At 50.9% G+C, this 14,107-nt stretch carries 10 protein-coding genes; 7 read left to right on the plus strand and 3 right to left on the minus strand.

All coding sequences use genetic code 11. From position 1 onward, the window contains the following. The coding region (locus AS151_RS03595) for an ATP-binding protein (protein ID WP_170861299.1) at positions 1 to 3,126 on the minus strand (3,126 nt) is incomplete at its 3' end. After that, a complete protein-coding gene (locus AS151_RS03600; protein ID WP_071515695.1) occupies positions 3,123 to 4,436 on the minus strand; it encodes a nucleoside-triphosphatase in 1,314 nt (437 codons plus the stop codon). The genes AS151_RS03595 and AS151_RS03600, both read right to left, overlap by 4 nt. 371 nt (positions 4,437 to 4,807) lie before the next feature. On the opposite strand from AS151_RS03600, the gene AS151_RS03605 reads away from it, so the two are divergent. The 6 genes from AS151_RS03605 to AS151_RS03630 all read left to right on the plus strand — a co-directional run bounded on the left by AS151_RS03605 (position 4,808) and on the right by AS151_RS03630 (position 12,717). Continuing rightward, positions 4,808 to 5,305, plus strand: a complete 498-nt coding sequence (locus tag AS151_RS03605; RefSeq protein ID WP_071515696.1) for a pentapeptide repeat-containing protein — start codon at positions 4,808 to 4,810, stop codon at positions 5,303 to 5,305. 100 nt (positions 5,306 to 5,405) lie between these two features. Continuing rightward, the gene (locus AS151_RS03610; RefSeq protein ID WP_071515697.1) at positions 5,406 to 6,848 is read left to right on the plus strand and encodes a sodium/proline symporter; all 1,443 of its coding nucleotides are present in this window, start codon (positions 5,406 to 5,408) and stop codon (positions 6,846 to 6,848) included. A 763-nt stretch (positions 6,849 to 7,611) separates the two neighbouring features. Further along, on the plus strand, positions 7,612 to 8,895 hold the full coding sequence (locus AS151_RS03615; RefSeq protein ID WP_071515698.1) for a glycine betaine/L-proline ABC transporter ATP-binding protein: 1,284 nt from the start codon (positions 7,612 to 7,614) through the stop codon (positions 8,893 to 8,895). Positions 8,896 to 9,079: 184 nt separating this feature from the next. Next, positions 9,080 to 10,033 carry an ABC transporter permease subunit gene (locus AS151_RS03620; RefSeq protein ID WP_071515699.1) on the plus strand — a complete coding sequence of 318 codons (954 nt, stop codon included), beginning with the start codon at positions 9,080 to 9,082 and terminating at the stop codon, positions 10,031 to 10,033. Between the two features lie 184 nt (positions 10,034 to 10,217). Further along, positions 10,218 to 11,276, plus strand: coding sequence for a glycine betaine/L-proline ABC transporter substrate-binding protein ProX (gene proX, locus AS151_RS03625; RefSeq protein WP_071515700.1), 1,059 nt, complete (start codon positions 10,218 to 10,220; stop codon positions 11,274 to 11,276). Positions 11,277 to 11,457: 181 nt separating this feature from the next. Next, positions 11,458 to 12,717: a GTPase gene (locus AS151_RS03630; protein ID WP_343327418.1), complete on the plus strand. Its 1,260-nt coding sequence runs from the start codon at positions 11,458 to 11,460 to the stop codon at positions 12,715 to 12,717. A 146-nt stretch (positions 12,718 to 12,863) separates the two neighbouring features. Here AS151_RS03630 and AS151_RS03635 read toward each other — a convergent pair whose 3' ends face one another. Continuing rightward, a complete protein-coding gene (locus AS151_RS03635; protein WP_071515709.1) occupies positions 12,864 to 13,844 on the minus strand; it encodes an aldo/keto reductase in 981 nt (326 codons plus the stop codon). Positions 13,845 to 13,909: 65 nt separating this feature from the next. Between AS151_RS03635 and AS151_RS03640 the strand changes: the two genes are divergently transcribed. After that, the coding region (locus tag AS151_RS03640) for a cupin domain-containing protein (RefSeq protein WP_139240484.1) at positions 13,910 to 14,107 on the plus strand (198 nt) is incomplete at its 3' end.

The raw sequence follows: 14,107 nt of genomic DNA on the forward strand, positions 1-14,107 counted from the left end.
GGGGCTGAAGGTTACATGAGTAACATCATCCTGGTGACCTTCCAGAGTAGCAATGAGAGTGCCGTCTCGCTGCCACAGGCGCACCGTGCCGTCTCTACTAGCAGAAGCCAGGGTGTCTCCGTCGGGGCTGAACGTTACATGATTAACCCAACCCTGGTGACCTTCCAACCGGTTTTTTGCTCGGATGCTGTAGACAACCTGCCGCAACGCAGCGATCCCCCGCATTCGGGTTTCCCCAATGGCTTTTGGTTCGTATTTTTCAATCTTTTGAACTGTTTTTAACCCCTTGAGCAACGATTTAATTTCCAATCCTTGCCGCCGCAGGTTGTTCGTCTTCAGGCTGAGCGCCACAATTTCCGCATTTGCTTCCCTGCGTTGGGCTTCGCGACGCTGCATTTCCGACCATCCCGCCAAGCAAGCAAGGACCACTGCCGCCACCACCGACCCCCGCAACGTCCACTTCTGCCATTTCTTGCGGGTGCTCTCTTCTTGCTTCATCCGTTGCGCCAACCTTTCCAGGCGCTGTCGGTAATCGGCGTTGTACTTGCGCCGTACCAAATCCACCAAATAATCGTGAACCAGTTGATAGCGGTTTTCCGACTCCTGACGCCAGCACACCACCAGCCCCGACCCCACCAAAACCGTCAGTATCGGCTCCTCTAGCGAAACCGCCTTGCCACCCACCAACTGACGGTAGTCTGCCAGCACCTCTTCCAACTCTGCTTTGGTACGCATGGGGCGCGTTCCCTTTTCATCCGTCAGCGCTGCCAGCACTTGCCACGCTGCCTCGATATTTTCCTCACCGCAGTCCTCGACCACCATGGCAATCCACCGCTGCGCCAGTTGCTCTTTCGGGTTCTCGCCGAGCTGCTGGTACTGCGCCAACTGCGTTATTTCCTCTGCTTCCAACTGCGCTCCCACCACCTGCAACTCCACAGGACGCACTTCTCCCAAAGCGTCGGTTAAATCGGCGACAAACTGCTCCACCAAATCGGTTTCCAGCTTCCGATGACTCTGTTGCTTGTGTTGGGTCAGGTCGGCAACCACATCCCGCGCGGCTGCCGGTAAAAAGTTCCCCAAGTAGTACCGCCATTCGGCACGTAGGGGCAGTGCCTCCGTGCCTGCCCTGGGAGTATTTTGGGCTGTTCCCTGCTTTTGGGTGTAGCGCTCCAGCTCCAACAGTCGGTGCAGGTAGTCTTCTCGCAGCGACAGTATGACCTTCACGAACTGGAGGTCGGTGCCTTTCAAGCACTCTTGGAGAAAGGCATACAGTTCCTGACGAGTTTCCAGTTCGGGGTTGCTAAAGAAAAATTCCTCGAACTGGTCGAACACCAATACTGTCAACAGGCGATTTTCGGCGTTTCGTTGCAGTTGCGCCCGCAGGTCCGCCACCGATGCCAAGGGAGTATTCGGTTGCACCCTATCGGGATAGGTTTTCAATGCCTCGCTTATCTGTTTTCCCAACTCTCGCGCCCAGTTCCCGTAAACGCGGGTCAAAACCGGCAACACGGTGCGATCGCGCAGGGGACGCTGTTGCAAAGCAGGCACCAATCCCGCTTGCAGCAGCGAACTTTTCCCCACCCCCGACGGTCCGTAGAGAACGGTTAGTTTGTAGCGATCTTCGGGAATGCGGGTATTCGCCAGTTCGTCAATGTCCCCTTTTCGCCCCGAAACCACCGGTTCTTGTTTGTCCGTTCCCTCCCTAACTACCTGGGGTTGCAGGATTCCCGCTCCCACAAATGCCCGAAAGCCAAACTGAAACTCGATCGCTAGGCATTGCTGCTTGATTTCAAACGCCCGTACGTATTCCTTTTGGGCGTAGTGCCAATCTCGCAACGCTTGCAACACGCGCACGTAATTGCTGGGGTCGCGTTCTGGAGAGGTTGTGGAACGCGCCTTTTCCAGAATCGAAATCGCCTGGTCAAGATTGCCCAGTTCTTTGCGCGCCTGGGCTGCCAGCAAACAGTATGGAAGGCTCGACGAACGCGGTTCCGGACTCTGCTGCCAAGCTGCCAACGCTGCATCCGCGCATTCTTTCACCTGCTGCCACTGCCCTCGTTGTGCTGCCACCCTGGCCAAAAATCCCCAATCTCGCGCCAAATTCGCCGCATCGTCTTGGTGCCATGCCAACCACTGCCGGGCGTTTTCTTCCAGTTCCTGCCAAGCTTCCAACGACACCAGAACCTCGCCCAACTTGCACGCAAATTTGGTTACCAGGTCGGGTCGCCCTGCTGCCTGGAACTGTTGCAGACCGCGTTCCAACTCGGTTTTGGCTGCTTCCCAATCTGCTTTCCCTTGGTACGCCCATCCCCGATAAAAGCGCACGATGCCGGCTCTGACGCCAAAAGGTGTTTCGCGAAACGCCCCTACATTGGTTTCGGCATTCTCTTCCCAAAACGCCAAACTTTCGTCGTAATGCGCGATCGCTTCATCCCAGGCTTGCTGTTGGTAGCACCGAAGACCCCTAGCAAAAGCCAAACTTGCTTCAATATCCGGTTCCAGGGAAATATCCCGTTCCCGGACATCCTGCAGGGCAAACGCCATTTCAACGTTTTCTCGCGATGCCACCGGTTCCACGTCAAACTTGCCGGTTGCCAACACGCCATCGAACAAGCGATCGCAATACTGGCGCAAAAACGCCACCAGCGCCTCATCTGGCAGTTGAAACCGCGTTGTCGTCGCCCAACTTTTGAAATCGGGAACCACGCGCACCAGCCGCCCAAAAACGCGATCGTCCGCCCACAGCAACAGCGGCAACCGAAAGTGACGGCGCAATTCTTCCCGCGCCATATTCGCCGACCCCAACACCGCATCGAGATTGTCTAGCTCTTCCAATCCCGTAATTGAGACGGCTGTTGGTTGAGAATCTTCCACCACACCCGCGATCGCAGGAAACAAAGCCATTGTCCTTCGATCTAAGGTCAATTCCCGCACCTGCCGCAGACCCTTCTGGTGTATTTCCCGACGCATCAAGTCCCGCAAATGATGGTAGTTGCACCGCAGCACCAGCAACACAAACTCATCCTGCAAACTCTCGATGGTCCAGGTTACCTCATCCAATGCCTCGCGATTGGCGGCAATAATGGCTTCTTCTAATTCTTGATGGGTCAACAAGCGATCGCTCATGATTGTTCTTGCAACTCCGGCAATCCTTCTAAGAGGGGATTTACGTCAAACCAACGACCGTACTCCTCATTCCGATACTCAAAAACAAACAAACTACGCAACAGGGTCTGAGATTCCATTTCACCCGCTACCTGCTTCGTCTGTGCCACCTTCCGCAACAAGCGCCACTCGTCCTCGGTAATAGCCAGGCGCAACTCGTCTCGCGCTTCCTGCACGGCAACTTCTACCATTTTCCGTGTAATCGGCAATTGCTTGTGTTTGCGCAGGCAGGCAAACACCAAACTCAGCAGCGTGCGTACGTGACCGCCACTTTTGTAGCACAACCAATCTAAGGTTTCCATGGAATCAAAAACGCGATCGACCCATTGTATTCGTTCTTCCGATGTTGCCTGGGGAAATGCCCGCGCCAAGACCATCTGTTTTAAGCGATCGAGGCCTTCTGTATAGGGTCTGCCATCGTGCAACCGCACTGGTACCATGGGCAACACGCTGGCACTGTTTCCGCCTCCCAGTCGGTTTTTTAGCGCCTGGTGTTCGTTGGAAAACAGCAACGCCAGGGGAATGGTATATACGAGATGGCACTGCAAGCTCCGCAGTTGGTCGCCTCGGCGCACGAACAGGTATTCTGGTAGGGTCAAGCCGCTGTCGAGTTTGCGATTGTCTACGCGATCGAGGTTATCCACGATAACCACCAAGCCTTGTTTTCCCCGTTGGCGCAGCTTTTCGTTTGCCGGAACCAGCAGTTCGTTGTTAATGCCGTCGATTAGCTGTTTTGTCTGCGGTTCTAGGTACTGTCGCAGTTGGCTGCGGAAGGTGGGACTTTCTTTGGCTTTCGCCGTAAGTTTGCCAATGCCTACAGAAATTTCCGCCTGTGTCTCGATGGGGGTTTGCAAAAAATTGGCGCACTCTTTCATCAGGTTGGTGAAATACCTGCCCACGAGCGGAATGCCGGCATCTCGGAGGTTTTCGCTTACCTGATGCGCGATCGCTAGCAATAAGTCGCTGACTTCGATATCGCTCTCTTCCAGTACGTTGGTCGATTCAAAGTAGGCGACATGAAACCCCCGATCTTCCAATTCAGCTTTCAGCCGCAGCAACTCTGTGGATTTCCCACACCCAATATGTCCGGTAAAAAGCTGACAGGTGGGGTCGGCATCCATGAACTCGATCGTTTCTCCCACTTCTGTCACAACTTCTGTGCCGCGCACTTGCGAAAAGTCAATGTAGTAGCGTCGGTCTTCAGGTTTTTTATAATCTAGCGTTTTCGACGGGTTGCAATCTCGAAAAAACTGCTTTACGTCTGGCTCCACGGCAATCTCTTATACTCGAACGATATTTGCCCCAAGTATAAATCCAGACTCCTGGAATCTTCCAGGGTTGTTTACAAAATGATTTATCAAAGTATTTTCAATGGACGAAATCGCTGCTGTCAGCCGTTCAGATGGGTCGCGATCGCATGTGTTTTTTCCATTTCCTGACAATTCCATCGATATTCCCCAAGCTGGCAACCTAATGTATTGTGAAGGAAAGGTAGTTTGTATCAAAAATTACATATAAGCGGTCAATACGACATTTAATTTGTTAATCGACAATTCAAATACATTGGACGTTCGCTTGGGGCGTTCTTCCATTACCATAGAATCTTGAAAACGAACGCAAATTGAAATAAATTTTAAAAGCCATGATATCTCTCTGGATCCGTCGAGCCGCTATCGTCCTGCTCGCGTGCAGCATCCTGTTCGTGGGACTGAGCAACGCGCCATCTGCCCGTGCAGAAGATTATACCAAGAGAAGTTTGGCAGAAGCCGACTTCTCCAACCAGAATTTAACCGACTCCAGCTTTACCAAAGCCAACCTGCAGAAAGCCAATCTGCAGAAAGCCGACCTGCGAGGGGTCAGCCTGTTTGGTGCCAACATGGAAAGAGCCAACCTCGCCGGTGCCGATTTGCGGGCGGCTACCCTCGATTTGGCGCGTTTGGCAGGAGCCAACTTGGATAATGCTATCTTAGAAGGGGCTTTTGCCTACAATACCAACTTTAATAAAGCCAGCATTGTGGGAGCGGATTTCACCGACGTCCTCATGCGGGAAATCACCCGCAAGCAACTATGCGAAGTCGCCAGCGGCGAAAATCCCGTCACCGGGCGAGTGACCCGCGATACGCTCTTTTGCGATTACTAGGGGATTCGGTTGGCTGCCTGCAAGGGGGTGTGTCGGTTTTGTTAATCTATAGTATGGGCATGCAGCCCAAGTTTCGTAGGTTAAACCTTTAATTATTGTTATGGCAGATTTCTGGCCAACTTCTATCAGTTTCGTAGCATTTCTACTGCTGTCTATCGGTGTGGGAATCTACTCCGGTAGCAGCAAGCAACAAAGTCAACAAGAAGATACAACAGAAGATTACATTCTAGCGTCGAGAGATGTGAACCCCTGGACCATTGCCCTGAGTACTGTGGCAACGGGGAACAGCGGGTTCATGTTCATTGGCTTGATTGGCTATGCCTATCAAGTGGGCATTTCCAGTATCTGGATTATGGTGGGCTGGATTACTGGAGACTATCTCGCCTGGATGTGGGTCCACAGACGATTGCGCAAGTTTTCCGAAGAAAAAGATGTAGAAACCATTCCCTCGTTTCTGGCGCACACTCCCAAAGGCGATCTCCGCTGGATTACTGCCATTTCTGCGCTTGCTATTCTGATTTTCCTGGGGGCTTATGCTGCCGCTCAGTTGCAAGCTGGTAGCAAGGCATTGAGCGTGGTTTTCGGCTGGGATTACAATGTCGGCTCCATTTTGGGGGCTGCCATTGTGGTGATCTATGCCTTTACCGGCGGCGCTCAAGCTTCCATTCGGGCTGGTGCCATCCAAGGTGGTGTCATGGTCTTTTCCATGATTGTGCTGCTGGTAGCATCCATTACAGCTTCTGGTGGTATTGGTACCCTTTGGTCGCAGCTAACAGATATCGATCCCATGCTCATGCAGCCGACACCACCTAATTTACAGTTTGGCTTCGTGCCTTTTCTGATTGGTTGGTTAATGGCTGGATTTGGTGTGGTGGGACAACCCCACATCATGATTCGTACCATGGCCATTGACTCGGAAGACAGCATCGAGCAAGCACGCAATATTTACGTGGTTGTGTACGCTCTATTTGCGATAGCAGCCGTTGGTGTGGGTCTGACCACGCGCGTGTTAATGCCAGAACTGATGGCAGGCGGTGATACGGAACTGGCGCTGCCGCAACTGGCTATGCAACTGCTGCCAGGGGTGTTGGTCGGGCTCATCCTAGCTGGCTTGTTCTCAGCGACCATTTCCACAGCAGACGCACAACTGCTGAGCTGTTCCGCTGCCCTGACCCAGGATTTGTTCCCCAAAGCTGCCGGGTCCTACATGTTCGTGCGTATCGGTACTTTATTAGTTACCTTAGTGATTTTAGGCATTGCTCTGGTAGGTAGCGATAACGTGTTTACGTTGGTCACCTTCTCCTGGTCGGCTTTGGCGGCTAGTATTGGTCCCTTAATGATCGTCCGTGTGCTGCAGTTACCAATTAGTACCCCTGTGGGCGTTGCTATGATGGTAGCTGGCACTGGTACCGCTCTGTTTTGGCGTGTCGGTCTCAACTTATCCGATGCCATCTATGAGGCGTTACCCGGTATTGTGGCTGGTGGATTGGTTTACGCAGTTGCCTGGTTGTGGCAGAAAACCCGCAGCCAAGCTCGTACGTAAGTCCCTATCCCAACGAAGGCTTCCTACAGACTTGGTATAGCAATCCTGCTTAGTTGGCGAACTGCCCATTTCCCAGTTTTTTGGGGTTGGGCTCGCAGCTAAATTGGGGTTGCTATATCTGTAGGGGAACTCCCTAAAAAGGGAAACTGCGGACATCGGTTACCCCCCATAACTCCCTTCTTTGTAAAGTTATGGAGCGATGGGCAATAGCTTACCATGGGACAAAATTTCAAAAAATTGTAAAATAGACTTCTTCTGAAAAGCTATTCCTGGTATACAATCCCGGTTAAACAAATATTTAAAAAATTTTTATTTTTAGAATTGGGCATCTGGCAAACAAAACAGTCCTGTTTCGGCTTAGCTTGGTGTGTTTTTTGGTAGGTAAAATTGAGCCCGGTATCGCTGTAAAAATTTGACGGCAACCGAAAAAAATTATATGCTTGATATATTATAGAAGGTAGCTAAGCTACCTTTGAGTTACTATGCAAAGCATAGCGAGCTATCCACTTGTATTCCATTTTCTTCAATACGTTCGAGTCAAATCACTATCCAGGCAAAATAAGACGGCCGTAATCCATGCTACCCTCAAATAGTCTCCTCTCAATCGCAGTTAGCAGCGAGGCGCGATCGCGGTTTCGACAAGCACCGTTAGACCGGGTTCTCCTACCTGGTTTCATATGAAAAATGTATACAGTTTGGAAGCTGCATTAGGTTTTCAAACCAAAAATTGTAATTGTTGTATTTTGGAAATTTGGACTGAAAAATGGAAGATCGTAATTCCAACCCCACCGACCGACAGGTCAAAATTCGCATTGAAAATCTCATCAAAATCTATGGGAAACATTCCCGCCATGCCCTGAAAATGTTTCGCGAGGGAGCAAGTAGGGACGAAATTCTAGAAGCCACTAGCAACGTCCTGGGTGTTGCCGACGTGTCCATGAACATCTACAAAGGGGAATTGTTCGTGGTTATGGGCTTATCGGGGTCCGGCAAATCCACCCTCGTGCGTTGCATCAATCGCTTGATCCCTTCCACCAGCGGTCATATCTTCGTGGACGATGAAAACATTCCCGAACTCAGCGAAGAAAGGCTGCGGGAAATCCGGCGGACCAAAATGACCATGGTCTTTCAGCGATTCGCTCTGTTCCCCCACCGCACTGTCGCGGAAAATGTGGAATACGGACTGAAAGTACGTAACATCGAAAAAGAAGACCGCCGACAAAAAGCCCTCGATACCCTAGAAGTAGTCGGTTTGAGCCAATGGGCAGACCGTTTGCCTTCTTCCCTCAGCGGCGGCATGCAACAGCGGGTAGGCTTGGCACGCGCACTGGCCACCGATGCCGAGATCCTATTGATGGACGAAGCCTTTGGTGCCCTCGACCCGTTGATTCGCCGGGGAATGCAAGACGAACTGGTGCGCCTGCAAAACGAGCTACATAAAACCATTGTCTTTATCAGTCACGATATCCAAGAAGCCCTCAAAATCGGCGATCGCGTAGCCGTCATGAAAGATGGATACTTGGTACAAGTGGGCACCCCCGAAGAACTAATTTCCCAACCGGCAGACGACTACATTCGCGACTTCACTGCCGATGTTAACCGCGCCCAAGTTTTAAAAACCGGCACCATTGCCCGCACCACCGTTCCTGTCATTTTAGGGCGCGACTCCGTACAAGCGGCCCGCGAACAAATCGAACGCAACCACATGGACTACCTATACGTAGTCAACCATCAAGGGGTACCAGTAGGATTTGTCACCCCCAGCACCATCGAAGAAGCCATTGAGGACGGCTACGACGATGTTACCCAAGTCATGCGCAAAGACTTCCCCACCGTTCATGCCGCCAGTACCCTGGAAGAAATTTTCCACTTATACGAAAAAGGGATGCCCCTAGCCGTGGTGGACGCGGAAGGGAAATTCAAAGGTGCCATCGAACAATCCGATGTCCTTTCTAGTATCGGTCGGTTGAGCAAAGGTACCCAAGCAGATAGCAACCAAGCCAACGGTAGCAAGCCTAGCGCAACTGGCGAAGAAATCGCCGTATAAAAGAACGTACCGAGCGTACCAAGCTACCGAGCATGGGAGATTAGGGAAAGACAATTCATTGCTGTGTTGAAGGTGAGCTTGCCGAAGGGTGCTTCGACGCTGCCACCCTCCCACACTACCGTTTCCCCTTCTTTCATCCATATTGTCCAACCAAAAACAAGGAGAGTTCAACGTGCTCAATCTTATGCCGTTGTCGTTCTGGTTTGTCGCCAACGCTCTCAATCCCTTCCAAGAACAGCTCATTCCCCTAGGTAATTGGATTGAAGGGGTTGTAGATTTCCTGGTCAACAACTTTCGATGGGTCTTTCAAGGAATCCGCGTTCCCGTGAACTGGGTGTTGGATATTATTGAAAATGTTTTGCAAGCCATTCCCCCAGTTATTTTCTTAATTTTGTTGGGATTGCTAGCTTGGCAATTAGCCGGTCGTGGTATTGCCATTTTCAGCATCATTGCCATGGCTGCCATTGGTGCCATTGGCGCTTGGGAAGCATCCATCACGACCCTGTCTCTGGTGCTAACAGCCGTTACTTTCTGTGCCATTGTGGGCATTCCTTTGGGCATTCTAGCTGCCAAAAGCGATAACTTCGAGCAAGCCATTCGTCCGGTTCTCGACGCCATGCAGACCCTACCAGCCTTCGTTTATTTGGTGCCCGTGGTTATGCTGTTCGGAACCGGCAAAGTTCCCGGCGTAATTGTAACCTTTATTTTCGCCGTTCCCCCTTTAATCCGCCTGACCAACATTGGTATCCGTCAGGTTCCCGGCGATGTAGTGGAAGCGGCAGAAGCTTTTGGATCCACCCCCACTCAAACTCTAGGGGAAGTCCAAATTCCCCTGGCCATGCCTACCATTCTGGCAGGTCTCAACCAATCCTTGATGCTAGCCCTGTCCATGGTGGTCATTGCCTCACTCATTGCTGTGGAAGGATTGGGTCAAATGGTCAACCGCGGCATTGGTCGTTTGGATGTGGGATTGGCAGCTGAAGGCGGTATTGGGATTGTTTTGCTGGCTATTATCATCGACCGCATTACTCAGGCTGTAGGCAAAACTGACCGTACCATTTCCTGGAAAGAACGGGGACCCGTGGGCTTCATTTTATCTCTCACCGGATCTGGCGAGCAAAAACAGTCTGTCAGTTAAACTTACTCTAAAATTTGGTAAGTTTAATCTATGGTTAAATCAAATGGGATTTACTTTTCCTACCTGAGGGACTGCAGCTATAGTAGCTAGCAGGTTCCAGCGCTCGAAGGCAGGTTGGCGGCCAAGCTGCCACTAGCCTGTTCTTGTCCTTAGATATGGCAACCAACGACGATACGGATCGACCATGAAACGACAATCTACAAAAATTGCTCTTACAGCTGCCTTAACCGCCTTGCTAGCCGGTACAGTTGCTTGCCAGCAACAAGCGCAGCAGACCGAGGAAACTACTGATGGTGGCGGTTTGCCTGGCGAAGGGGTAACCGTAACTTCCGGTATTAGCGTACTGGAAGAGCTCTTCCAAACCGAAGTTCTCAACATTGGTTTGCGGGAATTGGGGTACGAAGTGGAGCCTCCCCAAGAATTGGAGTACGCTCCCATGCATACAGCCATTGGCAACGGCGATTTAGACTATACAGCTGTTCACTGGGAGAAACTCCACGAATCGTTTTATCAAGAAAGTGGTGGTGACGAACAGCTAGAACGTATTGGCGAGCTGGTTCCCAATGCTTTGCAAGGATATCAAATCGATAAGGCAACCGCAGATGAATACGAGATTAACAACCTTGCTCAGTTGCAGGAACCAGACAATGCCCAACTGTTCGATGCCGATGGCGACGGCCAAGCTGACTTGACTGGTTGCAATCCCGGTTGGGGATGCGAACGGGTCATCGAACACCATTTGGATGTCTACGAATTGCGCAATACGGTCGAACACAACCAGGGTCAGTACTTTGCCCTCATGGGCGATACCATTACCCGCTACGAACAGGGTGAGTCCATTTTATTTTATACTTGGACGCCGTTGTGGGTAAGTGCGGTGCTGCAACCTGGGGAAGATACCATTTGGTTGGAAGTGCCGCGTACGGATTTGCCGGAAGAACAAAAAGCTACGGCGGAAGCGACGACGGTCAGTGTCAACGGCCAGCAGAAAAATTTAGGATTTGCGGTCGATCAAATTGGCGTTTTGACGAACCAAGAGTTTGCTGACAACAACCCAGCAGCGGTGAAATTCTTTGAACTGGTGAAAATCCCTATTGCTGACATTAACGCACAAAACAAGTTAATGCGTGAAGGGGAAGATACTGAAGAAGATATCCGCCGTCACGCTCAGGAATGGGTGGAAGAAAACCAAGAGCAGTTTGATAGTTGGGTCGAACAAGCTAAGGAAGCTGCTGCGGAGTAGTTTTTTAGACGATAGCGATTGTGGCTAGAATAGGGGAACGGCAGGCCAAATCTACCTGTTTCCGTTCCCCATTTTTTATGGCAGAGCTAGGAAAGGATGGGAAATTACCGATTAAAATTGAGATCGGCTTTCTATTGTTTTTCCGTTTTTTATGAGCGAAAACCAGCATTCCCAACACTCGATGGTACCGAGCAGCCAATCCCGGCAAAATCGCTTTCAAACGCGCGCGCTTAAAGATTTGTGGCACAATGCTAGCGATCGCTTGCAAAAAGTGCTACCAGTGGAATCGGTTTCCCGTTTGGTGAGCGAGTGGTTTGATATCAGCGACGACCGGATTGCAGAAATTCTAGCACAAGTACGCGCCCAACTGCCTACCACGGAGGCGTTGTTGGTAGGCAAACCCCAAGCGGGCAAAAGTTCCCTGGTTCGGGGAATGACCGGCGTTTGTGAGGAAATTATCGGTCAGGGATTTCGACCCCATACCCAAAATACCGAACGCTACAACTATCCTTCCGACGACTTGCCCTTATTGGTGTTTACCGATACGGTGGGGTTGGGGGATGTGAACCAGGACGCACAAGCGATCGCTTCTGAATTATTGGGGGATTTACAAGCGGAAACCACCCGTGCCCGGGTTTTAATCCTCACGGTCAAAATTAATGACTTTGCCACTGATACCCTGCAGCAAATTGCCCGGCAAATTCGCAAACAACACCCAGAAATTCCTTGTTTGCTGGCGATTACCAACTTGCACGAACTGTATCCGGCTGATGTAGAGAACCATCCTACTTATCCCCCCAACTATGAAGAGGTCGATCGCGCCGTTCAAGCATTACAAGAGTCTTTTTCCGGTTGGTGCGATCGCAGCGTTTTGGTTGATTTCACCTTAGAAGAAGATGGCTATACGCCGGTTTTCTACGGTTTGGAAACGCTGCGGGATACCCTAGCAGATTTGCTGCCGGAAGCGGAAGCCCGCGCCATATATCAATTGCTGGATAAGGAAGCCAGTCAGGAATTGAGCCATCTTTACCGGGATGTGGCCCGACGGTACATTTTGCCCTTTTCTATTGCCGCTGCTACCGTGGCGGCCGTTCCCCTGCCTTTTGCTACCATGCCCGTACTCACTGCTTTGCAGGTTTCTATGGTGGGGTTGTTGGGTAAACTATACCGACAAAGCATTACGCGATCGCAAGCCGGTGGCGTGGTCAGTGCTATTGCCGGCGGTTTTCTGGCGCAACTGGTGGGGCGGGAATTGGTCAAATTTGTTCCCGGATTTGGCAGTGCGATCGCTGCTTCCTGGGCAGCCGCCTACACCTGGGCTTTGGGAGAAGGTGCCTGCGTATATTTTGGCGATTTGATGGGCGGGAAAAAACCCGATCCTGCCAAGATTCAATCGGCCATGCGATCGGCATTCGACGAAGCCAAAGAACGATTTAAGTAATTCAAAAACCATATTTCTAAAAATCCGCATTATAAAAACCCGATAAATACCCAGGGGTGACTCAAAAACTTCTTGTGGTTTTTCCCGTCTTCCCACTCCTCGGTCTCCTCGATCTCAAACGTGGTCTGTGCAAATAGGATTTGGTATTATTTAGTTTGGAACACATTTTGTACCATTTTTCCCTGACTGCGAGTGGCGGCTTTCTCCAACTCTTCCACTTCGCCGCTATCCAACTGCCAACCCAAAGCGCCTAAATTCTCCTGAGCTTGCTTCATATTTTTGGCTCCAGGAATGGGAATGGTCCCTTTGGCAATGCACCAGTTAATCGCGACCTGGGACATGCTGCGGTTTCGCGATCGCGCGATCGCTTCCAACGTATCTAACAAAGGACGAATTTGGGGCAACAACTGCTTGAACAAACGCCGTCGCAAGCCACCAGGGAGATTTCCCCTCACCGAATATTTTCCCGTCAGCAATCCCAACGTTAAAGGACTGTAAGCAATGACTTGAATCCCCAACTCCTGGCAAGTTTCCCGTATTTTGAGCCGATCGATTTCCGCTGCCGTCAGCAGAGAATATTGTACTTGCAAAGTAGCAATGGGAATTGAGCGATCGCCCAATCGACGGTATACTTTTCGTAAACGTCGCGGTCCGTAATTGGACAATCCCACACCTTTGACCAAACCGCGATCGTAAGCATCTCCCAAACCATCCAACAGTGCCCACTCCTGCCAAGGTGCGTAATTGGCCGTTGACCAATGCATTTGTACCAAATCCACATTTCTGCCCAAACGTCTAGACGATGCCTCCAAAGCCGCCACCATCGACTTCCGGGTCAACCGCCACGGATAGGCTGCCAACTTCGTCGCAATACACAGATTGTCTAAATTGGGGCTGCGACACTCCCGGGCAAATTTGCCCAACAAAAGTTCGCTGCGACCGTTGAGCTTGCCAGTTCCGTAAGAATCTCCCGTGTCAAACAGAGTAACGCCGTTGCCCACACATAGATTAAATACTCCTTGCAATTGTTCGTCCATGTGGGGATTGTATCCCCATAGCAAGCGGTTGCCCCATGCCCAAGTACCGCATCCCATGGTGGGCAAAAAAAGCTCTCCATCCGTTGGCATGACCATCTCCAACTCGTTTCGTTCAATATCTTGAGATTTTATCGTATCCGTTGACGCTTAGCTCTATGAATAAATTTGACTGGATGGAACGTCTTTCCCTCCTCGAACATTTGGAAGGCGGTTATTTTGCAGAAATTTATCGTTCCCCAACATCGATGGACACGAACCGCGAAGGCAAAGAACGTGCCGTGCTTACTTCAATTTATTATATGTTAACCGACGATCGTCCCATCGATCGCTTTCACAAAAATCAATCCGATATC

Origin of the sequence: Geitlerinema sp. PCC 9228 (assembly GCF_001870905.1) — a bacterium.
In the GTDB taxonomy this organism is placed as follows: domain Bacteria; phylum Cyanobacteriota; class Cyanobacteriia; order Cyanobacteriales; family PCC-9228; genus PCC-9228.